Consider the following 23541-nt stretch of genomic DNA (forward strand, 5'->3'; position numbering starts at 1 on the left):
ACTCAAAATGGTTCCAGCTTTCCGACACTCTGCGTCCTATCGTTGAAGTTGCGGTGTCTCCTGCCCCATGCAACGCACCGCCTGCTTCTTATTGTTCACCAGTACGCCGCTGAGGCCTTTCTGCTCGGTATCGAACATCACCAGTACACCGTCGACGCACTGCGCCACTTGCGCGGCCGGCGTCACGGAGATCTTGTAGTCCTCGCCGGGCACGGTCTTGAGCATGGTGAAATCGCTGAGCAGCAGCGCATCTTCCGGTTTGGCAAAGTGCAGGTAACCGTAGAACCACAGGCAACCGACGGTACCGATGATGGTGCCAATGCCGGTGAGGATCAGCGGAATCATGTTGCGTTCTTCGCTCATTGCGGGCTCTCTGATGAATCAGGTTTGGGAGTGGGGTAGTTCGGAATTTCGCCCAGCCGGCGCAGGCCGTTGAAGTGCTGCGGGTCATCCAGGTAGCGCAGCATCACGGTTTGCCAGGTCTTGTCGGCAAAGGTCTGCACGTGGCCACCTCGGGTCAGTTGCAATACCCGTGGCGGCGGTGCGGCCTGGTACAGGCGAATGCCGTTGTTCACAGGCACGATCGGGTCATCCAGGCTGTGAAACAACAGCTTCGGCACGCCCGTCAGCCGTGGCATGGCAGCGATCGCGCTGTCGCCGTCCGGCACCAGCCAGGAAAGGGGCACCTGCAAGGGCCATGTTAACCATGAGGTGCTCAGGGCGAATTGTCCTACGTCACGATAACTGGCGGGCACGCCGTCCAGCACCAGCGCCTTGAGCCGGGATTGACGCTCCGGGTGGGCTGCCAGGTAGTGCACCGCCAGTGCGCCGCCCAGGCTTTGGCCCAGCACGATCAGCGGCTGGCCCTGGGTTTCGGGGGCTTTGTCGATCCAGTTGAATGCGGCGTCCACGTCCTGATACACCGCGGGTAATGAGGGCTTGCCTTGGGACAATCCATAACCACGATAGTCGAGCAGCAACACTTGGTAACCCTGCTCGGGCAACCACCAGCTACCGCCCAAGTGCCAGGCCAGGTTGCCGCCGTTGCCGTGCAGGTGCAGCACCGTGCCCTTGAGCGCAACGCCGGGTTTGGCCGGCAGCCACCAGGCGTGGAGCTTGACGCCGTCGGCGGTGGTCAGGGTGACGTCGCGGTACTCAAGGTGTGCCTTTTCCGGCGTGAACGGCAGGCCCGGTTCAGGGTAGAACAGCAGCGAGCTGCAGCCGCTCAAGGTGAGTAGCAGGCATAGAATGCCGAGGATTCTCATCCGTTGAAGCCTCATATTAAAAATGCCTCTGTAGGAGCGAGCTTGCTCGCGAAGAACGTCGACGATGACGCGTACATTCAGGATGAGCGCGGTGTCCTGGAGTTCTTCGCGAGCAAGCTCGCTCCTACAGGGGTTAGCGGTGCTTAAAGGATATTCGAGTAATCCGCCTCGATCCGATCCAGGCTCAAGTGGTTGAGGAAGTTGGAGAAACACATCCAGGCCGCCAGCGCGTTCATGTCGCGGAACTGCTCCGGCAGGTATTTGGGCGGTACCACCAGGCCTTCATCGACCAGCTGGCGCAGGGTACGCATGTCTTCCAGCGTAGTCTTGCCACAGAACAGCAGCGGCACTTGTTCCAGCTTGCCTTTGCGCACGGCGAGCTGGATGTAGTTGTAGACCATGATGAAGCCCTTGAGGTAGGACAAGTCCTTGGTAAACGGCAGACCGTTGGGCACCGAACCACGGAATACGCGGCTGGCGTTGCCATAGCTTTCGGCCATTTCAAAGCCTTGCTCGCGGAAGAACTCGAACACCTGGAGGAAGTCGGCGCCCTCTTCCACCATGTGGATGGCGCGGGTGCGGTTGGTCAGTTTGCGCAGGCGGCTTGGGTAGGAGGCGAAGGTGATGATCTCCATCAGGATCGCCAGGCCTTCCTGGGTCACGGTAGACGATGGTGGGCCCTTGGACAGGAAAGTGCAGATCGGCTGGTTCTGGCCATTGAGCGTGGTGCCGACATGCACCAGGCCTTCATGCACTTCCAGGGCGCGCACATCGCGGTCGTTGAACATCGCGTCGGCGCGGATCTTGATGTAGTCGGCGCCCGCCGCGGCGTCGGCGACGATACCGTCGGACTCGAACACGCGGATCGTCTCTTCGGCTTCGCCAAACACTTTGTTCAGGCGGGTTTGCAGCAGGGCCACGGCGTCCTTGGCGGTGAGGGTCTTGGCTTCGTCCTTGAGGTCGCCACGGCCGTCAATATTGTTCAGGTAGTCGGACAACATCAGGCCCAAGTCAGCCAGGGTCGGGTCGCCGGCGTGGAAGGCATCGGAGGCGGCACCGTACAACTCCTGGGAAATCAGGCCGAAATCCTCGGTGCCGCGCGCTTCAAGCATGCGCACCACCATGCGGTATTCCTTGCACATACGGCGCATGATCTGCCCCACCGGGCTGAACTGGCCAAGGCGGCGGGTGATATCGCGCTCGATGTTCTGGAATTCCAGCTTCACCGCACTGGAGTCGAACGACAATGGCCGGTTCAGATAGTAATCACGATCGACTGCGGGCATTTCCTTGCCCTTGGCCTTGAGGAATCCCTGGCGAATGTTGTCGTCCCACTTCACGGCGTCGAGGACGCGTATCGGTGTTTGCGCCAGCACAATGCGATCGGACAAGGTGCGTATCGTCTGCTGGTAATCGTCCACCCGGTGCTTCCTCTTGAACGTTATTGGCCCGCGCGCCGGTAGCGCACGGCTTCCACGAATACATCGGCGTTGGCCGGGTCATCCAGGTAGGCAAACACCTGGTCCATGTCGGTGTCGACCAACACCCCATCGCCTTCGGCGGTTTCCACGGTGCTGCCATGCAGCGCCTGTTGGCCGATGGCCTGGTGGATCTGGTCGAGGTCGAGGTTGTAGACCACCAATTCGTGCTTTTCGTTGATCTCAAAGCCGGCCAGGATGAAATGCCCACCCAGTTTGGCCGGCAACGGCGCCGACAGGTACCAGCGATTGCCATGGCGCGAAACCGTAAACAGGTACTCGTCGCGCTGGCCCGGTTTGGCTGTAGGGTAGCTCACAGCTTTATAACGGTGTTCGCCGGCGCGGGTGATGTGCAGATTGAGCGGCTCGCCCCAGGCGTTCTTGCTGGCCCATTGGCCCAGCAGCTCATGCGGCGCCGCTTCGCGCGCGGGCAGCGGGTTCTTGAAGGTGACCAGGCAACCGCTGAGCAGTAGGAACGACAAGGCGATTACCGCAAGGCGCCAGGTTTTCATGTAATACCCCGTCAGATGTGGGCGCTGGCTTGCCTGCGATACAGGCACCTCGATACTTCAGGTACACCGAGGTGATGCTATCGCAGGCAAGCCAGCTCCCACATAAAGCAGATCGCCCACAGGCCTGGCTAGACCGAGGCCAACACCAAATGCATGTAACGCTTGAGAATCTCAAGCATCTCTTCGCCGGTCAGGGGCTCTGCGCCGCCCAACAGGCCCTGATATTCCATCCGACTGATTATCGCCGTCAACACTTTGGCATCCTGTTGCGGTTCGCGCGAGCCCAATACCTGGAAAAACTGCCCGGTGCCCTGCAACAGGATCTGCTGATGGGAACGCACCAATTCGGCAAGGCGCGGGTTGAGCAATGCCTCCTGGCGAAAGGCCTGCTCGGCCATCAGGTGTTCTCGGCGGTTGGTCAGTTGGCGTAAGACATAATCGGCGGTCAGCCTTGCGATGTCATCGGCCAGTTGCGAGCGCGATGCCGGGCTGCCGTCGCCGTACGCGACCATTTCGCGCAGCAGGCCTTCGTTACGCACCCAGAGCTTGCCCATGAAGGCGGCGCTGCGTTCGACGTATTGGGCAAAGGTATCGGTAAGCAAGTCATCGATATCCTTGAAATAGTAGGTGGTGGCCGACAGCGGCACCCCCGCTTCCGCCGCCACCGCCCGATGGCGCACGGCCCGTACGCCGTCGCGCACCACGATACGCATGGCTGCGTCGAGAATGTCCTGCCTGCGTTGTTCGCTGCCGCGACGGCTGGCCTTGCGGCCCTGGTACTGGACGCTTTCAGCCACGGCAGCGGCAATGCCGGCGGCGCCTTCTTGTGCGGTTACGCGGTTCACGACAGACTTCCTTATTGGGTGACGCGGAGCGTCACGGTATGCATTCCCACGCAGAGCGTGGGAACGATCATCCCGCGCAGAGCGTGGGAACGATAACCTGGCGCTGTTTGCTTGACGCTTATAAACGCCGCATAAAAAAGCCGCCTTATAAAAGGCGGCTCTGAATTTCGCTACGGTTACGCTTGGGGCCGCATGTGCGGGAACAGGATCACATCGCGGATCGACGGCGAGTCGGTCAACAACATCACCAGGCGGTCGATGCCGATGCCTTCACCGGCCGTTGGCGGCATGCCGTATTCCAGGGCGCGGACGAAGTCAGCGTCGTAGTGCATGGCCTCGTCGTCGCCGGCGTCCTTGTCGGCCACCTGGGCCATGAAGCGCTCGGCCTGATCTTCCGCGTCGTTAAGCTCGGAGTAGGCGTTGGCGATTTCGCGGCCGCCGATGAACAGCTCGAAACGGTCGGTGACGTTCGGGTTGTCATCGTTGCGACGGGCCAGCGGCGACACCTCGAACGGGTACTGGGTAATGAAGTGCGGCTGTTCCAGCTTGTGCTCCACCAACTCCTCGAAAATCATCACCTGCAGTTTGCCCAGGCCTTCGAAGCCGAGCACCTTGGCCCCGGATTTCTTGGCGATGGCACGGGCCTTGTCGATGTCGTTCAGGTCGTCGGCGGTCAGCTCGGGGTTGTACTTGAGGATCGAATCGAACACCGACAGGCGCACGAACGGCTCGCCGAAGTGGAACACCTTGTCGCCGTACGGCACGTCGGTGCTGCCCAATACCAACTGCGCCAGCTCGCGGAACAGTTCTTCGGTCAGGTCCATGTTGTCTTCGTAGTCGGCGTAGGCCTGGTAGAACTCCAACATGGTGAATTCCGGGTTGTGGCGGGTCGAGACACCTTCGTTACGGAAGTTGCGGTTGATCTCGAATACCTTCTCGAAGCCGCCGACCACGAGGCGCTTGAGGTACAGCTCCGGCGCGATACGCAGGAACATTGGCAGATCCAGCGCGTTGTGGTGAGTTTCGAACGGCTTGGCCGCAGCGCCACCAGGAATGGTTTGCAGCATCGGGGTTTCCACTTCCAGGAAGTCACGCTGCATCAGGAAGCTGCGGATGTGGGCGATGACCTGCGAACGCACGCGGAAGGTCTTGCGCACGTCTTCGTTGACGATCAAGTCAACGTAGCGCTGGCGGTAGCGTTGCTCGGTGTCGGTCAGCCCATGGTGCTTGTCCGGCAGCGGACGCAGCGACTTGGTCAGCAGGCGCACGTGGGTCATTTCAACGTACAGGTCGCCCTTGCCGGAACGCGCCAGGGTGCCTTCGGCTGCGATGATGTCGCCCATGTCCCAGGTTTTCACCGCGGCCAGGGTTTCTTCGGAAAGGGTCTTGCGGTTGACGTAGACCTGGATACGCCCGGTCATGTCCTGGATTACCATGAACGAGCCACGGTTGAGCATGATGCGACCTGCCACCTTGACCGGGATCGCAGCCTCTGCCAGTTCTTCCTTGGTCTTGTCCGCGTATTGAGTCTGCAAGGCCTCGCAGTAGTTTTCGCGGCGGAAGTCATTGGGGAAGGCATTGCCCTTGGCGCGCTCGGCAGCAAGCTTTTCCTTGCGCAGGGCGATCAGGGAGTTTTCTTCCTGTTGCAGGGCTTGCGGATCGAGTTGTTGGTCGCTCATGTCTTTTGATTTTCCATCAGGTTCGTTGTCCCCGGCCTGTGGCCGGGGATCGCCTACAGTCTTTACAGCCCCGATTTCAGGCTGGCTTCCAGGTATTCGTCGATATCGCCGTCGAGTACCTTGTCGCAGTCACTGCGTTCGATGTTGGTGCGCAGATCCTTGATCCGCGACGCATCGAGCACATAAGAACGGATCTGGTGGCCCCAGCCGATATCCGACTTGGTGTCTTCCAGCGCCTGGGAAGCGGCGTTGCGCTTCTGCATTTCCTGCTCGTACAACTTGGCCCGCAGCATTTTCATGGCGGTGTCCTTGTTCGCGTGCTGGGAACGTTCGTTCTGGCAACTGACCACGGTGTTGGTCGGTACGTGGGTAATACGTACGGCCGAGTCGGTGGTGTTGACGTGCTGACCACCGGCGCCGGAGGAGCGGTAGGTGTCGATGCGCAGATCGGCCGGGTTGATCTCGATTTCCACCTTGTCGTCGATCTCTGGCGAGACGAAAACCGCGCAGAACGAGGTGTGGCGACGGTTGCCGGAGTCGAACGGGCTCTTGCGCACCAGGCGGTGCACGCCGATCTCGGTGCGCAGCCAGCCAAAGGCGTATTCGCCCTTGATATGCACGGTCGCGCCCTTGATACCGGCGACTTCACCGGCGGACAGTTCCATGATGGTCGCTTCGAAACCGCGTTTGTCCGCCCAGCGCAGGTACATGCGCAGCAGGATGTTGGCCCAGTCCTGGGCCTCGGTGCCGCCGGAACCGGCCTGGATGTCCAGGTAGGCGTTGTTCGGGTCCATTTCGTGGCTGAACATGCGGCGGAATTCGAGCTTGGCGAGGTTCTCCTCGAGACGGGCCAGCTCGGCGACGACATCGCCCACTGCGCCTTCGTCGTCTTCTTCGACGGCCATGTCCAGCAGGTCACGGCAATCGGCCAGACCGGTGTTCAGTTCATCGAGGGTGTCGACGATCTGCGCCAGCGCAGCGCGCTCGCGGCCCAGTTCCTGGGCGTATTCAGGTTTGTTCCAGACAGCGGGATCTTCAAGCTCGCGATTGACTTCGGTCAGACGCTCATGCTTTTGATCGTAGTCAAAGATACCCCCGAATAGTTTCGGAGCGCTCGGACAGGTCCTTGATGGTGTTAAGGATCGGGTTGATTTCCATGGCGGGCAGCACTCGTTGGCGAACTTTTGAAAGCCGGCGAGTATAACGGCAAATGGGGTCAAACGGCAGCCCGCTTGGCGAAAAGGCGAGTTTGATGACCGATGAATATCCAATGTGGGAGCGGGCTTGCTCGAAGACGGTGTGTAGTGAGCGGGCTTGTCGAATCGTCGCACCGCCCGCGCTGGGCTGCGAAGCAGCCCCAATAAAGACACCGCGCAGTTCCAGATAAAACCAGGTCGCCTGGTTTGGGGCGGCTTCGCCACCCAGCGCGGGACAAGCCCGCTCACTACAGACCGCTATCGCAGGCAAGCCAGCTCCCACATGAGATCCGCGTTGTCTGGATTACTCGATCCCGACTTGATTGCGCCCATTATGCTTGGCCGTATACAACCCCTTGTCCGCCGCCATGATCAACTTCCGGCAATCGGTGCCCTGCACCGGGGTCATCGTCGACAGGCCGATGCTGATGGTCAGGCTTGCGCCCTCGGCGGGGGCGATGTGCGGGATTTTCAGTGCCGCCACCGCCATGCGCAGTTTCTCGGCCACCAGCCGCGCGCCACCTGGCGAGGTGTTGGGCAGCACCAGGGCAAACTCTTCGCCGCCATAACGCGCCGGCAGGTCGGAAGGACGGCTGCTGGCTTCACGGATGGTGTTGGCGACTTTGCGCAAGGCTTCGTCACCCTCGACGTGGCCAAAGCTGTCGTTGTAGGTCTTGAAGAAGTCCACGTCGATCATCAGCAGCGACAGCTGGGTCTGGTCGCGCATGGCACGGCGCCATTCCAGCTCCAGGTACTCATCGAAGTGACGACGGTTCGACAGCCCGGTAAGCCCGTCGGAGTTCATCAGCCGTTGCAGCACAAGATTGGTGTCCAGCAGTTGCTGCTGGCTGACGCGCAACGCGCGATAAGCCGCATCCCGTTGCAGCAAGGTCATGTAGGAGCGCGAGTGATAGCGAATACGCGCCACCAGTTCGATGTTGTCCGGCAGCTTGACCAGGTAATCATTGGCCCCGGCCGAGAACGCCGCGCTCTTGATCAGCGGGTCTTCCTTGGTCGACAGCACGATAATCGGGATATTCGCGGTCGCCGGGTGGTTGCGGTATTCGCGCACCAGGGTCAGGCCGTCAAGACCAGGCATCACCAGGTCTTGCAGGATAACGGTCGGCTTGATGCGGATCGCCTGGGCAATCGCCTGGTGCGGGTCGGCGCAGAAATGAAAGTCGATGTTTTCTTCATGGGCCAGGCCACGCCGCACGGCTTCACCGATCATGGCCTGGTCGTCGACCAGCAACACCATGGCGGCGTTTTCGTCGGTCTTGATGTCGTCGATCTGTAAATCATTCATGTGCAGTCACCTGAATTACTTCCTGCTGGCCAGCACTGCGCAGGGGAGTGATCATATTGCAAACACCTCCAGCAATCGGGGCGCAATCCTGTCCAGTGGGCGAATTTCAACAGCGGCATCAATAGCCGCCGCCGCTTTGGGCATGCCATACACCGCCGAGCTTTGCTGATCCTGGGCGATGGTCAAATAACCTTGTTCACGCAGTAACTTGAGGCCCTGGGCCCCGTCGCGCCCCATGCCGGTCAACAGAACGCCGACGGCATCGCCATTCCAGTGGCTGGCCACGCTTTCGAAAAAAACATCGATCGAAGGCCGGTAGATCTCGTTCACCGGCTCTGCGGTATAGGCTAGCGTGCCATTCTTCAATAGACGAATGTGATGGTTGGTGCCGGCCAGCAGCACCACGCCACTTTGCGGTGGCTCGCCTTCGCGGGCCAGGCGCACCGGCAGGCCGGAGGCGCTGCTCAGCCACTCGGCCATGCCGGCGGCGAACACCTGGTCCACATGCTGCACCAGCACAATGGCGGCCGCAAAGTTCCGGGGCAACCCCTTGAGCAGGACTTCCAGCGCAGCCGGGCCACCGGCCGAGGAGCCGATGGCCACCAGGCTCTGGCGTTTGCCGGTGATACGCGGCGCAACGCTTTCAGCCCGCACACGGCTGCCGCGCTGGCCGATCAACCAGCCGATATTGAGGATCTTGCGCAGCAGCGGCGCAGCAGCGTCCTTGGGGTTGCCGACGCCCAGGGGCGGCGTGTCCACCACATCCAGGGCGCCGTGGCCCATGGCCTCGAACACGCGGCTGACATTGGCCTGGCGGTCGACCGTCACAATGACGATCGCGCACGGGGTCTCGGCCATGATCCGCCGAGTGGCTTCAACGCCGTCCATCACCGGCATGATCAGGTCCATCAGGATCAGGTCCGGGGTTAGTTCGGCGCAGCGCTGCACCGCTTCCAGGCCATTGCTGGCTACCCACACCACCTGGTGCGCGGGCTCGAAGCTCAAGGCGCGACGCAAGGCTTCCACCGCCAGGGGCATGTCATTGACGATTGCAATCTTCATGCCCGCGCGCCTCCGATCAGTTCCACCACGGCGTCCAGCAGGGCATCATCATGAAAACTGGCTTTGGCCAAATAATAGTCGGCGCCGGCGTCCAGTCCCCGACGTCGGTCTTCTTCGCGATCCTTGTAGGACACCACCATCACCGGCAACGATTGCAGGCGACTGTCACGGCGCAAGAGTGTGACCAATTCAATACCGTCCATACGAGGCATATCAATATCTGTGATCAACAGGTCAAAGTCTTCGGAACGCAAGGCGTTCCAGCCGTCCATGCCATCGACCGCCACGGCCACTTCGTAACCACGATTAAGCAATAATTTGCGCTGCAGCTCACGCACGGTCAGCGAGTCGTCGACCACCAGCACCCGCTTGCGCGGCGCCTCGGTGGTTTGTTGGTTGCGCCGGGCAATCCGTTCCAGTCGGCCGGTATTGAGCAGTTTATCCACCGAGCGCAACATGTCCTCCACGTCGACGATCAACACCACCGAGCCGTCATCCAGCAGGGCGCCGGCGGAGATATCCTGGACCTTGCCCAGGCGATCATCCAGCGGCAGCACCACCAGCGTACGCTCGCCGACAAAGCGTTCCACGGCAATCCCGTACACCGCATCGCGCTCGCGGATCACCACCACTTTGAGCGTTTCGGACTGACCCTGCCCTGCCGGACGCTGCAACAGTTGACTGGCGGCGACGAGTCCTACATGCCGGCCTTCGTGCCAGAAATGCTGGCGGCCTTCCAATTGCACGATATCGTCCGGCGCCAGGTCGCACATGCGCTCGATATGGGCCAGCGGAAACGCGTAGGCTTCTTCGCCGACCTCCACTACCAGGCTGCGTACTACCGACAGGGTCAGCGGCACTTCGAGGTGGAAACGGCTGCCCTGCCCCGCTGTCTGCTCCAGCACCACGGCACCACGCAACTGGCGGACCATATGCTGCACGGCATCCAGGCCCACCCCGCGTCCTGACACTTCAGTGACCTTGTCGCGCAGGCTGAAACCCGGCAGGAACAGGAACGTCAGCAACTCTTCTTCGCTCAAGCGCAGCGCGGTTTCAAGCGGTGACAGATGCCGGTCGACGATGGTGCCGCGCAGGCGCTCCAGGTCGACGCCATTGCCGTCATCGCTCAACTCCAGCACCAGCAAACCGGCCTGGTGAGACGCGCGCAGGCGGATCAGGCCCTCGGCCGGCTTGCCCGCCAACAAACGTTGCTCAGGCATTTCGATGCCGTGGTCGACGGCATTGCGCAACAGGTGGGTGAGCGGCGCTTCGAGTTTTTCCAGTACATCGCGGTCGACCTGAGTCTTTTCACCCTCGATTTCCAGGCGCACCTGCTTGCCCAGGCTGCGGCCGAGGTCGCGCACCATGCGGGCTTGGCCAGCCAGCACATCGGCAAACGGACGCATGCGGCAGGCCAGCGCGGTGTCGTAGAGCACTTGGGCGCGCTGCCCGGCCTGCCAGCCGAACTCGTCCAGCTCGGCGGTTTTTTCCGCCAGCAAGGTCTGGGCCTCGCTGAGCAGGCGGCGAGTGTCCGCCAGGGCTTCCTGGGCTTCAAGGCTCAGAGGCTGGGTCTTGAGTTGCCCATCCAGGGCCTCCATCGCCCGTATGCTCTGGTTCTGAATGCGCTTGAGGCGCTGCAGGCTGGCCAGGTAAGGCTTGAGCCGCTGGGTTTCCACCAGGGATTTGCTCGACAGGTCCAGCAGGCTGTTCAAGCGCTCGGCGGTCACCCGCAGGACGCGCTCGCCGCCTTCTGTCAGGCGTTTGCCCTGGCGTGGCGGCTCGGCGGCAACCGGCGGCGCGGGTTCGGGTTCCGGTGGCGGCTCTTCAACGACGGGCGCGGGGGCCGGTTCAGTCGGCGGCGTCGGCGTCGGCGTCGGCGGCGCTTTGATCGGTGCCTGTGACGGGTCCAGCAGGCGCTCCATCAATGCGACATAAGCTTGGATATCCGCAGGCCCCACGTCATTGCCCGGCGTGGCGATGCGCATCAGCAGGTCGGTGCCCTGCAGCAACGCGTCGATGTGTTCGGGTTGCAGGCGCAGGCGGCTTTCCTGGGCGCTGACCAGGCAATCCTCCATGACATGGGACACGCTGACCCCGGCGTCTACCCCGACAATGCGCGCGGCGCCCTTGAGCGAGTGCGCCGCGCGCATGCACGCCTCCAGCTGGTCGGCCTGGGTCGGGTTGCGCTCCAGGGCCAGCAGGCCCGCGCTCAGTACCTGGGTCTGCGCATCGGCTTCCAGGCTGAACAGTTCCAGCAGCGAGGCATCGCGCATCTGGTCGGGGGTCATGTGAGGCTCCGGGTCACGGCGGTCAGCAATTGCGCCTCGTCCAGCCACCGCAGGCTGCGGCCTTTCCACTGCAACACGCCCTGGGTGAAGCGCCCGCTGGCCTGGGTGCCCGAGGCGGATGCCGCCTTCAAGATGCGCTCATCGATGGCATGGATACCGTCGACTTCATCCACCGGCACCACCACCGGGCCATTCTGCGCGGCGATGATAAGCATGCGCGGCATTATGCGCCCACCGCTGGCGCCACGGGTCGTGTCGTCCAGCCCCAGCAGGTCCACCAGCGACAGGCACGCCACCAGCGCGCCACGCACATTCGCCACGCCCAGCAAGGCGCGGGAGCGCTGGTGCGGCAGGGAATGAATCGGTTGCAGCGGCGCCACTTCCACCAGGCATCGGGTGGCAATGCCCAGCCATTCTTCGCCGAGACGAAACATCAGCAGGGAGCGCGTGATCACGTCCTCGCCCCGCTCCATGGCGGCGTGCGGGCGATGGGCGTCCTGCTGCAAGGCGTAACGGTCGAGCAAGCGCGTGGCGGCTGCCGAGTACACCGAGCAGTTGCGGCAATGGATATGGTCAGCCAGCAGCGGGCAGGACTTGTCGCCATGGATACCGATGCGGTTCCAGCAGTCGTCGATGGCTTGGGCATCGGCCAGGGTCAAGTCCAGGCCTGCGGTGTCGAGCGCCTCGGTGTTATTCATCGTTTGGACTCACTGTCAGCTCGCTCGCTACGGGCGGCCCGCGCCTGCAAGCGACGCGCCCCCGCATTGTCGCCCTGGGCCTCAAGCAATGCGGCCAGGTGCATCAAGGCCTGCGGGTGCTGAGGGTCCAGGTACAAGGCTTTTCGATAATAGCCCTGGGCTTCCAGGGCATTGCCGGCCACGTCGCTGAGCAGCCCCAGCCAGTAAAACACCTGGGCGGCCGGCGGGTGGTGGTTCAGATAATGCTCGCAAGCAGCGCGGGCATCAAAGCTTTTGCCTTCGTTGGCCAGGGTGGCGATGCGGCTGAGCAGGTCGGCCGCGTCGGAGTGCGGCGCTTTGGCCGGCAGTATCGGGGCGCTGATCGTGCTGAACGGCCGCGGCCTGATCGGAATCGATGCCGCGCTGCGCTGAGGCATAGGCGCCGGGATCGGCACCGACATGGACATGAACACCGGCCGTGGTTCCGGCTTGACCGGCTCGGCCTGCCGACTGAACGCAAAGGACTGCGGCACCCCAATCGAACGCATGCCATGGCGCCCCAGCAGCCCCCCCTCGGCCGGGCCGATAAACAGCACGCCGTCCATATGCGTCAGGCCCTTGAGCACCTCGAACACCTGCTGTTGGGTCGGCTGGTCGAAGTAGATCAGCAGGTTGCGGCAGAACACAAAGTCATAGCTCGCCTCATTGGCCAGCAGCGCCGGGTCGAGCAGGTTGCCGACTTGCAGGCGCACTTGTTCGCGCACGCGGTCGGCGATGTGGTAGCCGTCGCCATACTCGATGAAATGCCGGTCGCGAAAAGCCAGGTCACCGCCGCGAAACGAGTTACGGCCATACACCCCGCGTCGCGCGCGCTCCACTGACAACGGGCTGACATCCAGGCCCAGCACCTTGAACTGGTGCGGCGCCAGGCCCGCATCCAGCAGCGCCATGGCAATCGAATAGGGCTCCTCCCCCGTGGAGCACGGCAAACTGAGGATGCGCAGCGCGCGCATCTGCTTGATCTCGGCCAGGCGCGCGATAGCCAGGCGGGCCAGGGTCGCAAAGGATTCGGGGTAACGGAAAAACCAGGTTTCGGGGACGATCACCGCTTCGATCAGTGCCTGCTGTTCATGCTCGGAACTTTGCAGGTGTTGCCAATATTCGCCGGGCGTTTGCGCATTGACCGCCTGAGTGCGCTGGCGCACCGCGCGCTCGATGATTGCTTCGCCGACCGACGCGACGTCCAGGCCGATACGCTCTTTGAGGAAAGCAAAGAAACGCGGGTCGTCGCTCATACGCTCAGCTCGGCGGAAAACAGCACGGTGCGCACGTCATCGGTGAGCAATTCATTGACGCCGATCCACTGCATCAAGCCCAGGGCGTCCTCACGCACCGGCCCCAAGTAAGGCGCCTCGCGGTTGTCCAGGCCATAGGGCTTGAACTCGCCAAGGTCGCACCGCAGGGTGTCGGTGGCTTGTTCCAGGATCAGTCCCAGCCAGCGTGCCTGGGCCCAAGGCTGCGGCTGGTAATTGACCAATACCAGGCGCGTGCTGGTACGGGCCTGGGCCGGTTTGCCGAAGGCCAGGATGCTGAGGTCGATCACCGGCACCAACGCACCGCGATGGGCGAAGATGCCCGCCACCCATGCCGGCGCATGGGCGATCGGCTTCAAAGGCAGGCGCGGCAGCACCTCGGCCACTTCGGTGGCCTTGAGGGCATAACGCTCGCTGCCGATGTTAAACACCAGGAACAACGCTTTTTTCGCTGCCGGGACGGCGCCGCGTTTAGCCGCGAGGTCGCTCATCAGACTTTGAAACGCGACACGCCGCTGCGCAGACCGACCGCAACCTGGCTCAGTTCATCGATGGCAAAGCTGGCCTGGCGCAGGGACTCCACCGTCTGGCTGCTGGCATCGCCCAGTTGCACCAGCGCGTGGTTGATCTGCTCGGCGCCGGTGGCCTGGGCCTGCATGCCTTCGTTGACCATCAACACCCGCGGCGCCAAGGCTTGGACCTGATGGATGATCTGTGACAGTTGCTCGCCGACTTGCTGCACTTCAAACATGCCGCGCCGCACTTCTTCGGAAAACTTGTCCATACCCATCACACCGGCGGAGACGGCCGACTGGATTTCACGCACCATCTGCTCGATATCGTAGGTCGCCACCGCGGTCTGGTCGGCGAGGCGGCGTACTTCGGTGGCAACCACGGCAAAACCGCGGCCGTATTCACCGGCCTTCTCGGCCTCGATAGCGGCGTTGAGCGACAGCAGGTTGGTCTGGTCGGCAACCTTGACGATGGTGACCACCACCTGGTTGATGTTGCCGGCCTTCTCATTGAGGATCGCCAGCTTGGCGTTGACCAGGTCGGCGGCGCCCATCACCGAGTGCATGGTCTCTTCCATGCGCGCCAGGCCTTGCTGGCCGGAACCGGCGGCGACCGACGCCTGGTCGGCGGCGGTGGAGACCTCGGTCATGGTGCGCACCAGGTCCTTGGAAGTGGCCGCGATTTCGCGGGACGTGGCGCCGATCTCGGTGGTGGTCGCGGCCGTTTCTGTCGCGGTCGCCTGTTGCTGCTTGGAGGTGGCGGCAATCTCGGTCACCGAGGTCGTCACCTGCACCGACGAGCGCTGCGCCTGGGACACCAGGGCCGTAAGCTCAGTCATCATGTCGTTGAAGCCGGTTTCCACCGCGTTGAATTCGTCCTTGCGCTCCAGGTTCAAGCGCTTGCTCAGGTCGCCATCGCGCATGGTTTCGAGGATATCGACGATGCGCTGCATCGGCGACATGATCGCGCGCATCAGCAGCAGCCCGCACAGGCCGGCGGCGAGGATGGCGATAACCAGCGACACGGCCATGCTGATCTTGGCCGACAGGACTGACTCGTCGATCGCCGCCGTGGCGCGATCAGACACATTCTTGTTTTCAGTGATGATGTCGTTGAGCTTCATGCGCCCTTCGGTCCAGATCGGCGTCAACTGCTCCTCGAGCAGCACGTTCGCCCCCGCCAGGTCCTTGGCTTCCACGCGTTCCAGCACTTGGGCCAAAACCTTGTTGTAGTTGATATGCGCGGCCTTGAAGTTGTCGAACTCCATGCGGTCGGCCTGGCTATGAACGGTTTTTTCGTAATTGGCCATCTGCTGTTCGATACGCGCCTCGAAGGACTTGTAGTCCGCCCTGTCGGCATTGGTGAACGCTTTGTCGTCCCGCAGGCCAATGATATCGATGGTTTCGAGGTAGCTGTCGACCCACGCGCTGCGGATCATCGAACTGAGATAAACCCCCGGCACCGCGTCGTCGCGCACCGATTCCTGGCTGGTTTCAATCTGCAGCAACCGTGAGTAGGACACCACGACCATCAGCAGCATGATCGCGATAATGACCGCAAAGCTCGCCAGAATCCGTTGGCGCAAGGTCCAATTCTTCACAGTGTTTCCTCGAAGTGCCGATCAAATGCGGGGGAGTATAGCCGAGCATTGGCCGTATTAAATCAATGGTTTCGCGCGTCAATAACGTTCATGCAAAACAAATGTGGGAGCGGGCTTGCTCGCGAATGTGGCGGGTCAGTCAACGTTGCAGTCACTGATCCACCGCTTTCGCGAGCAAGCCCGCTCCCACATTTTTATCGACTTGCAGCCGGTATTTATTAGCTTAGCCGCACTTGTTTTTCCAATTCAGCCTTCAAGCCTGGTTCGAGTTTCAGCTGGCGGGCCAGTTCGTCCAGGTAGGCCTTCTCCATGAAGTTTTCCTCATCCACCAGCATCACGCTGGCGATGTACATCTCGGCGGCCATTTCAGGCGTGCCCGCGGCCCGCGCGACGTCGGCGGGGTCCAGGGGTTTGTTCAGCTCGGCGTGCAGCCAGCTTTGCAGCTCACGGTCGTTATCCAGCTTGGTGAATTCGCCTTCGATCAGCGCGCGCTCGCGCTCATCTACATGGCCGTCGGCTTTGGCTGCGGCGACCAGCGCCTTGAGGATGCCCTGGCTATGCTGCTCGACCTGGGCCGGCGGCAGGCGGTCAATGGTCTGCGGCTCGCCCTGAGGCGCGCTGGCCTGCTGCGCCTGCCAATTGCCGTAGGCTTTGTAGGCGATGACGCCCAAGGCCGCCAGACCGCCGTAAGTCAGGGCCTTGCCGCCAAATTTGCGCGCTTTTTTATTGCCCATCAGCAAGCCCATGGCGCCAGCCGCCAGGGCGCCACCGCCCGCGCCACCGAGCAAACTGCCCAGGCCTGCACCGCCGAGCAGACCGCCCAGTGCGCCTTTGTCGTCCTGCTTACGTTGGCCGCCAGCCTTGTTTTGCAACATGTCCTGACCGGACTTGAGCAACTGATCGAGCAATACACGGGTATTCATTCGCAGCCTCCAGACACTTGGGTTCATAGGACCAATAGGCCGCCAGCGTAAAACTAAGTGCCAAAAAGGCCTTATCTAGAGTGCTTCCAGATGTAACGCGGCTACCCCTCGCTTAAATCGATATACACTCCAGCACATCTATAAAAACACCCCACTGGTGATTCCAGCATGATGACCTTGCGTCAAATCAGGCACTTTATTGCCGTGGCCGAAACGGGTTCGATCTCCGCCGCCGCGCAAACCGCCTTCATTTCCCAGTCCACCCTGACCCTGGCGATCCAGCAGTTGGAACAGGAAATCGGCGTCAACCTGTTCAACCGCCATGCCAAGGGCATGACCCTCACGCACCAGGGCCATCAATTCCTGCGCCAGGCGCACCTGATTCTCGCCACCGTCGACAACGCCAAGCGCAGCTTGCAACAGAGCACCGACCAAGTCGCCGGCCAGTTGATCATCGGCGTGACCAGCCTGGTCGCCGGCTATTACCTCGCAGACCTGCTGACGCGCTTCCAGCGCGCCTACCCCAACGTCGAAATCCGCGTGATGGAGGATGAACGCCCGTATATCGAGCATCTGCTGGTCAGCGGCGAAATCGACGTGGGCGTGCTGATCCTTTCCAACCTGGAAGACCGCCACGCGCTGCAGACCGAAGTCCTCACTCATTCGCCGCACCGCTTGTGGCTTCCGGCGCAACATCCGTTGCTGGAACACGACAGCATCAACCTGGCCGATGTGGCGCGCGAGCCGTTGATTCAATTGAACGTCGACGAAATGGGCCACAACGCCCAGCGCATGTGGACCGGTGCAGGCCTGCAACCGCGCGTAACCCTGCGCACCGCCTCCACCGAAGCGGTGCGCAGCCTGGTGGCGGCGGGCCTTGGCGTGTCGATCCAGCCGGACATGACCTACCGGCCCTGGTCGCTGGAGGGCGACATCATCGAAGCGCGGCCGATTGCCGACCTCAGCCAGACCCTCGACATCGGCCTGGCGTGGCGTCGGGGCACGTCACGTCCGGCGCTGGTGGATCCATTCCTCACCGTCGCCCGTGAACAACCGCACCCACGCAAGCCATCTATTTAATCGAATGCTGCTTTCAGTATTTAGTATTTGTTGACCTCGCGTCTGGCCTCTAGTCTCTCTACATCCATAAGAGAAAGGTCGGGGTGACTTGTAAGAGAACGCTCATGGCCCCACAAGAAAAGAGATCGCGAAAAATGTCCGGCGCGCCCACCCCGCTGCTCACTGCGTTGCTGATTGACGGCGAACTGGTCCAGGGCCAGGGCTTCGTCGAGCCGATTCTCAACCCGGCCACCGGCGAAGTGCTCACCCAGATCGCCGAAGCCAGCACCGAGCAAGTGGAGGCCGCGATCCTTGCCGCCCACCGCGCCTTTGCCGGCTGGTCGCGCACCACACCGCAGCAACGCTCCAATACCCTGCTGGGCATCGCCGACGCCATCGAGAAACAAGCCGACTACCTGGCCCGCCTGGAATCGCTGAACTGCGGCAAGCCGTTGCACCTGGCGCGCCAGGACGACTTGAGCGCCACCGTCGATGTGTTCCGCTTTTTCGCCGGGGCCGTGCGCTGCCAGACCGGGCAACTGAGCGGCGAGTACCTGCCGGGCTACACCAGCATGGTGCGCCGCGACCCCATTGGGGTCGTGGCTTCGATTGCGCCGTGGAATTACCCGCTGATGATGGCCGCCTGGAAGATCGCCCCGGCCCTGGCCGCCGGTAATACGTTGGTGTTCAAGCCGTCGGAACACACGCCGCTGTCGGTCCTCGCCCTGGCTCCCGTGCTCAACCAGTTACTGCCGCGCGGCGTGATCAACATTGTGTGTGGCGGCGGCGAAGGCGTCGGCAGCCATCTGGTCAGCCACCCCAAGGTGCGCATGGTTTCGCTGACCGGCGATATCGTCACGGGGCAGAAAATCCTGCAGGCCGCCTCCAAAACCCTCAAGCGCACGCACCTGGAACTGGGCGGCAAAGCCCCGGTGATCGTGTGCGACGACGCCGATCTGGCAGCCGTGGTCGAGGGCGTGCGCGCCTATGGTTACTACAACGCAGGCCAGGACTGCACCGCCGCATGCCGCATCTACGCCCAGGCCGGCATCCACGACAAGCTGGTTGCCGAACTGGGCGCGGCGGTCAGCAGCCTGCGGTTTGCCGGTAAACGCGACGCCGACAATGAACTGGGCCCGCTGATCAGCACGCGCCAGCGCGACCGTGTGGCCAGCTTTGTCGAACGCGCCCTCGGCCAACCGCACATCGAACGCATCACCGGCGCCGCCGTGCATTCCGGCGCGGGCTTCTATTACCAACCCACCCTACTCGCCGGCTGTAAACAAAATGATGAAATCGTGCAGCGCGAAGTGTTTGGCCCGGTGGTCACCGTGACCCGCTTCGACACGCTGGAACAGGCAGTGGACTGGGCCAACGACTCCGAATACGGTCTGGCCTCCTCGGTGTGGACCCAGAACCTGGACAAGGCGATGCAGGTGGCGGCGCGCTTGCAATACGGCTGCACCTGGATCAACAGCCATTTCATGCTGGTCAGCGAAATGCCCCATGGCGGCTTGAAACGCTCGGGGTATGGCAAAGATCTGTCCAGCGATTCACTACAGGACTACAGCGTGGTGCGCCACATCATGGCGCGCCACGGCCAGCATCTTTAAAACAACAACTAAGCTCATGCATCACTGGTTGCACACACTGCCCCGACCATAATTAAAGAAGAGGGAACCCCATGTCCGCGCATAAGACCGCACTGCTCAGTGCCTTGACCACCGCGCTGCTGGCCAGCGCCAGCCTTCAAGCCGCCGAACCGCTCAAGGCGCTAGGCGCCGGTGAGGGCCAGCTGGATATCGTCGCCTGGCCCGGCTATATCGAACGTGGCGAAAGCGACAAAGCCTACGACTGGGTCAGCGGTTTCGAAAAAGAAACCGGCTGCAAGGTCAATGTGAAAACCGCAGCAACCTCTGACGAAATGGTCAGCCTGATGGCCAAGGGTGGGTACGACCTGGTCACCGCGTCGGGCGATGCATCGCTGCGTTTGATCGTCGGCAAACGCGTGCAACCGATCAATACCGCGCTGATTCCCAACTGGAAGAACATCGACCCGCGTCTCAAGGATGCTCCCTGGTACGTGGTCGGCCAGCAAACCTACGGCACCCCGTACCAATGGGGCCCGAACGTATTGATGTACAACACCAACGTGTTCAAGACCGCGCCCACCAGTTGGAGCGTGTTGTTCGACGCGCAAAACCTGCCGGACGGCAAGCCCAACAAAGGCCGCGTGCAGGCCTACGACGGCCCGATCTACATCGCCGATGCGGCGTTGTACCTCAAGTCGACCAAACCCGAGCTGGGCATTCAGAGCCCTTACGAACTGACCGAAACCCAGTACAAGGCCGTGCTCGAACTGTTGCGCGCCCAGCAACCGCTGATCCACCGTTACTGGCACGACACCACTGTGCAAATGAGTGACTTCAAGAACGAAGGCGTGGTGGCCTCCAGCGCCTGGCCATACCAGGTCAACGGCCTGCAGAACGAGAAGCAGCCGATTACCTCGACCATCCCGAAAGAAGGCGCCACCGGCTGGGCCGACACCACCATGCTGCATACCGAAGCCAAGCACCCGAACTGCGCCTACAAGTGGATGGACTGGTCGCTGCAACCCAAGGTCCAGGGCGATGTCGCCGCCTGGTTCGGCTCGCTGCCGGCCGTGCCTGCCGCCTGCAAGGAAAGCGAACTGCTCGGCGCCGAAGGCTGCAAGACCAACGGGTTCGACCAGTTCGAGAAGATCGCTTTCTGGAAAACCCCGCAGGCTGAGGGCGGCAAGTTCGTGCCGTACAGCCGCTGGACCCAGGATTACATTGCGATCATGGGCGGGCGCTGACTGATCGTTCCCACGCTCCGCGTGGGAACGCAGCCCTGGACGCTCCGCGTCCGCTTTTAAAGTCGTGACGCAGAGCGTCACATGAGGCATTCCCACGCGGAGCGTGGGAACGATCCTTAACCGGGCCGCTGCGACGGCCCATGCTTTTTTCGGAGCACCGCACCATGACGCTTGCAGTCCAATTCACCCACGTTTCCCGTCAGTTCGGCGAAGTGAAAGCCGTCGACCGGGTTTCCATCGATATCCAGGACGGCGAGTTCTTTTCCATGCTCGGTCCTTCCGGTTCCGGCAAAACCACTTGCCTGCGCCTGATTGCCGGGTTCGAGCAGCCGAGCGCGGGCTCGATTCGTATCCACGGCGAGGAAGCTGCCGGCTTGCCGCCGTATCAGCGCGATGTGAACACAGTGTTCCAGGATTACGCGCTGTTCCCCCACATGAATGTGCGCGACAACGTGGCCTATGGCCTCAAGGTCAAGGGCGTGGGCAAGGCCGAGCGCCTCACGCGTGCCGAGGAGGCATTGGCCATGGTGGCGCTTGGCGGTTATGGCGAGCGCAAGCCGGTGCAGCTTTCCGGCGGCCAGCGCCAGCGCGTCGCCCTGGCCCGCGCATTGGTCAATCGCCCGCGCGTGCTGCTGCTGGATGAGCCGCTGGGCGCGCTCGACCTCAAGCTGCGCGAACAGATGCAGAGCGAGCTGAAAAAGCTGCAACGCCAGCTGGGCATCACGTTTATTTTCGTGACCCATGACCAGACCGAAGCGCTGTCGATGTCTGACCGCGTGGCGGTATTCAACAAGGGCCGCATCGAACAGGTCGACACCCCGCGCAACCTGTATATGAAGCCGGCCACTGCCTTTGTCGCCGAATTCGTCGGCACCTCCAACGTGATTCGCGGCGAGCTGGCCCAGCGCCTCGGCGGCAGTGCGCAGTCGTTCTCGATTCGTCCGGAACATGTGCGTTTTGCCGAGGGCCCGCTGGGCGCCGGCGAAGTGGAAGTCAGCGGCCTGCTGCATGACATCCAGTACCAGGGCAGCGCTACGCGCTATGAACTGAAACTGGAAAACGGCCAGGCGTTGAATATCAGCCAGGCCAATAACCAGTGGCTGGATATCAGCAGCGGCCATCAGCTCGGCCAGTCCGCCACCGCCCGCTGGGCGCGGGAAGCCATGACGCCGCTGACCGACAGCACAGGCGAGGTGTGACATGAGCCTGGCCGTTTCCCAACCGACGATGCGCAGGTTTTCCAACCTGCTGTACCGCAAGCCCAACCTGTACCTGGCGATGCTGCTGATACCGCCGTTGATCTGGTTCGGCGCGATCTACCTGGGGTCCCTGCTGACCCTGCTGTGGCAAGGCCTTTATACCTTCGACGACTTTACCATGGCCGTCACGCCGGACCTGACCCTGGCCAACTTCGCCGCGCTGTTCCAGCCGTCGAACTTCGACATCATCCTGCGCACCCTGAGCATGGCGATCGTAGTGTCGATCGCCAGCGCGGTGGTCGCGTTCCCGATTGCCTACTACATGGCGCGCTACACCACGGGCAAGACCAAAGCGTTCTTCTACATCGCCGTGATGATGCCGATGTGGGCCAGCTATATCGTCAAGGCTTATGCCTGGACGCTGCTGCTGGCCAAGGGCGGCGTGGCGCAGTGGTTTGTGCAGCACCTGGGACTGGAGCCGGTGTTGCAGTTCGTGCTGGGCATTCCCGGCGTGGGCGGCAGCACCTTGAGCACCTCTCACTTGGGGCGGTTCATGGTGTTTGTGTATATCTGGCTGCCGTTCATGATCCTGCCGATCCAGGCGTCGCTCGAGCGTTTGCCGCCATCGTTGCTGCAAGCGTCCGCTGACTTGGGCGCCAAACCGCGCCAGACCTTCATGCAGGTGATTCTGCCGCTGTCGGTGCCGGGGATTGCCGCCGGTTCCATCTTCACGTTCTCGCTGACCCTGGGCGATTTCATCGTGCCGCAGTTGGTGGGCCCGCCGGGTTATTTCGTCGGCGGCATGGTCTACGCGCAGCAAGGCGCCATCGGCAATATGCCCATGGCCGCGGCGTTTACCCTGGTGCCCATCGTGCTGATCGCGGTTTACCTGTCCATCGTCAAACGCCTGGGGGCCTTCGATGCACTCTGACAAATCATCACTGGGCTTGAAGATCGCAGCCTGGGGCGGCCTGGTGTTTTTGCACTTCCCGATCCTGATCATCTTCCTCTACGCCTTCAATACCGAGGAAGCCGCGTTCAGCTTTCCGCCCCAGGGCTTTACTCTGAAGTGGTTCAGCGTGGCCTTCGCGCGGCCGGATGTGCTGGAGTCGATCAAGCTGTCCTTGCAAATTGCTGCCATCGCCACCCTGATCGCCATGGTGCTTGGCACCCTCGCGTCGGCGGCGTTGTATCGCCGTGAGTTTTTCGGCAAGCAGGGTGTGTCGCTGATGCTGATCCTGCCGATTGCATTGCCGGGGATCATCACCGGCATCGCACTGCTGGCGACGTTCAAGACGCTGGGCATCGAGCCGGGGATGTTCACCATCATCGTCGGCCACGCGACCTTTTGCGTGGTGATCGTCTACAACAACGTCATCGCGCGGTTGCGCCGTACCTCGCACAGCCTGATCGAGGCCTCGATGGACCTGGGCGCCGACGGTTGGCAGACCTTTCGCTACATCATCATGCCCAATCTGGGCTCGGCCTTGCTGGCGGGGGGCATGCTTGCCTTTGCGCTGTCGTTCGACGAAATCATCGTCACCACCTTCACCGCCGGCCACGAACGCACCTTGCCGCTGTGGCTGCTCAACCAACTGAGCCGCCCGCGCGATGTGCCGGTAACCAATGTGGTGGCGATGCTGGTGATGCTGGTGACGATGTTCCCGATTCTCGGGGCCTATTACCTGACCCGCGGCGGTGAAAGCGTGGCGGGTAGTGGCGGTAAATAAACCACAACAACGTGCTTCGGGAGAAACACGGTCAATGTGGGAGCTGGCTTGCCTGCGATT

The 23541-nt window shown here is 62.0% G+C and carries 22 protein-coding genes; 6 read left to right on the plus strand and 16 right to left on the minus strand.

Going from position 1 to position 23541, the window contains the following annotated elements; genetic code table 11:
• Positions 1-36: 36 nt before the first annotated feature.
• From ACLH0H_RS02925 to ACLH0H_RS03000, 16 genes are all read right to left on the minus strand, one after another.
• A complete protein-coding gene (locus ACLH0H_RS02925) occupies positions 37-363 on the minus strand; it encodes a hypothetical protein (RefSeq protein WP_411380904.1) in 327 nt (108 codons plus the stop codon).
• On the minus strand, positions 360-1265 hold the full coding sequence (locus tag ACLH0H_RS02930) for an alpha/beta hydrolase (protein ID WP_411380905.1): 906 nt from the start codon (positions 1263-1265) through the stop codon (positions 360-362). Before ACLH0H_RS02930 ends, ACLH0H_RS02925 begins: the two co-directional genes overlap by 4 nt.
• A 143-nt stretch (positions 1266-1408) precedes the next feature.
• A complete protein-coding gene (locus tag ACLH0H_RS02935) occupies positions 1409-2686 on the minus strand; it encodes a flavohemoglobin expression-modulating QEGLA motif protein (protein WP_169375571.1) in 1278 nt (425 codons plus the stop codon).
• Between the two features lie 20 nt (positions 2687-2706).
• Positions 2707-3255, minus strand: coding sequence for a hypothetical protein (locus ACLH0H_RS02940; RefSeq protein ID WP_411380906.1), 549 nt, complete (start codon positions 3253-3255; stop codon positions 2707-2709).
• 128 nt (positions 3256-3383) lie between these two features.
• The gene (locus ACLH0H_RS02945) at positions 3384-4100 is read right to left on the minus strand and encodes a TetR/AcrR family transcriptional regulator (protein WP_076955101.1); all 717 of its coding nucleotides are present in this window, start codon (positions 4098-4100) and stop codon (positions 3384-3386) included.
• Positions 4101-4276: 176 nt separating this feature from the next.
• Positions 4277-5779, minus strand: coding sequence for a lysine--tRNA ligase (lysS, locus tag ACLH0H_RS02950; RefSeq protein WP_411380907.1), 1503 nt, complete (start codon positions 5777-5779; stop codon positions 4277-4279).
• A 62-nt stretch (positions 5780-5841) separates the two neighbouring features.
• Positions 5842-6937, minus strand: a protein-coding gene (prfB, locus tag ACLH0H_RS02955) for a peptide chain release factor 2 (protein WP_130926011.1) whose coding sequence is annotated in 2 segments (ribosomal slippage) — positions 5842-6864 and positions 6866-6937 — 1095 coding nt in all. Because the reading frame shifts where the segments join, the coding sequence is not laid out codon by codon here.
• Entirely contained in the window at positions 6863-7246 is a 384-nt protein-coding gene (locus ACLH0H_RS02960) for a hypothetical protein (RefSeq protein WP_411382494.1), read from the minus strand. Before ACLH0H_RS02960 ends, prfB begins: the two co-directional genes overlap by 75 nt.
• 33 nt (positions 7247-7279) lie before the next feature.
• Complete coding sequence (locus tag ACLH0H_RS02965; protein ID WP_411380908.1) at positions 7280-8281, minus strand: diguanylate cyclase; 1002 nt, start codon at positions 8279-8281, stop codon at positions 7280-7282.
• Between the two features lie 51 nt (positions 8282-8332).
• Positions 8333-9343: a chemotaxis response regulator protein-glutamate methylesterase gene (locus tag ACLH0H_RS02970; RefSeq protein ID WP_411380909.1), complete on the minus strand. Its 1011-nt coding sequence runs from the start codon at positions 9341-9343 to the stop codon at positions 8333-8335.
• Positions 9340-11631, minus strand: coding sequence for a hybrid sensor histidine kinase/response regulator (locus ACLH0H_RS02975; RefSeq protein WP_411380910.1), 2292 nt, complete (start codon positions 11629-11631; stop codon positions 9340-9342). Before ACLH0H_RS02975 ends, ACLH0H_RS02970 begins: the two co-directional genes overlap by 4 nt.
• Positions 11628-12329, minus strand: a complete 702-nt coding sequence (locus tag ACLH0H_RS02980; RefSeq protein ID WP_411380911.1) for a chemotaxis protein CheW — start codon at positions 12327-12329, stop codon at positions 11628-11630. Before ACLH0H_RS02980 ends, ACLH0H_RS02975 begins: the two co-directional genes overlap by 4 nt.
• Positions 12326-13603, minus strand: coding sequence for a CheR family methyltransferase (locus ACLH0H_RS02985; protein ID WP_411380912.1), 1278 nt, complete (start codon positions 13601-13603; stop codon positions 12326-12328). The genes ACLH0H_RS02980 and ACLH0H_RS02985 overlap by 4 nt, the downstream gene beginning before the upstream one ends.
• Complete coding sequence (locus tag ACLH0H_RS02990; protein WP_411380913.1) at positions 13600-14112, minus strand: chemotaxis protein CheW; 513 nt, start codon at positions 14110-14112, stop codon at positions 13600-13602. Before ACLH0H_RS02990 ends, ACLH0H_RS02985 begins: the two co-directional genes overlap by 4 nt.
• Positions 14112-15734, minus strand: coding sequence for a methyl-accepting chemotaxis protein (locus ACLH0H_RS02995; protein WP_411380914.1), 1623 nt, complete (start codon positions 15732-15734; stop codon positions 14112-14114). Before ACLH0H_RS02995 ends, ACLH0H_RS02990 begins: the two co-directional genes overlap by 1 nt.
• 218 nt (positions 15735-15952) lie before the next feature.
• On the minus strand, positions 15953-16657 hold the full coding sequence (locus ACLH0H_RS03000) for a tellurite resistance TerB family protein (RefSeq protein WP_411380915.1): 705 nt from the start codon (positions 16655-16657) through the stop codon (positions 15953-15955).
• A 168-nt stretch (positions 16658-16825) separates the two neighbouring features.
• On the opposite strand from ACLH0H_RS03000, the gene ACLH0H_RS03005 reads away from it, so the two are divergent.
• The 6 genes from ACLH0H_RS03005 (at position 16826) to ACLH0H_RS03030 (ending at position 23481) form a co-directional block, all read left to right on the plus strand.
• Positions 16826-17737, plus strand: coding sequence for a LysR family transcriptional regulator (locus tag ACLH0H_RS03005; RefSeq protein WP_411380916.1), 912 nt, complete (start codon positions 16826-16828; stop codon positions 17735-17737).
• A 134-nt stretch (positions 17738-17871) separates the two neighbouring features.
• The gene (locus tag ACLH0H_RS03010; protein ID WP_411380917.1) at positions 17872-19329 is read left to right on the plus strand and encodes a gamma-aminobutyraldehyde dehydrogenase; all 1458 of its coding nucleotides are present in this window, start codon (positions 17872-17874) and stop codon (positions 19327-19329) included.
• Positions 19330-19400: 71 nt separating this feature from the next.
• Positions 19401-20552, plus strand: a complete 1152-nt coding sequence (ydcS, locus tag ACLH0H_RS03015; RefSeq protein ID WP_411380918.1) for a putative ABC transporter substrate-binding protein YdcS — start codon at positions 19401-19403, stop codon at positions 20550-20552.
• Positions 20553-20716: 164 nt separating this feature from the next.
• Positions 20717-21751, plus strand: coding sequence for an ABC transporter ATP-binding protein (locus ACLH0H_RS03020; RefSeq protein ID WP_411380919.1), 1035 nt, complete (start codon positions 20717-20719; stop codon positions 21749-21751).
• Position 21752: 1 nt separating this feature from the next.
• Positions 21753-22682 (plus strand): ABC transporter permease, encoded by a 930-nt coding sequence (locus ACLH0H_RS03025; RefSeq protein WP_411380920.1) that lies wholly within the window; start codon positions 21753-21755, stop codon positions 22680-22682.
• On the plus strand, positions 22672-23481 hold the full coding sequence (locus tag ACLH0H_RS03030; RefSeq protein ID WP_076951444.1) for an ABC transporter permease: 810 nt from the start codon (positions 22672-22674) through the stop codon (positions 23479-23481). Before ACLH0H_RS03025 ends, ACLH0H_RS03030 begins: the two co-directional genes overlap by 11 nt.
• Positions 23482-23541 lie beyond the last annotated feature (60 nt).

The organism is Pseudomonas sp. MPB26 (assembly GCF_046605355.1).
Lineage (GTDB): Bacteria > Pseudomonadota > Gammaproteobacteria > Pseudomonadales > Pseudomonadaceae > Aquipseudomonas > Aquipseudomonas cedrina.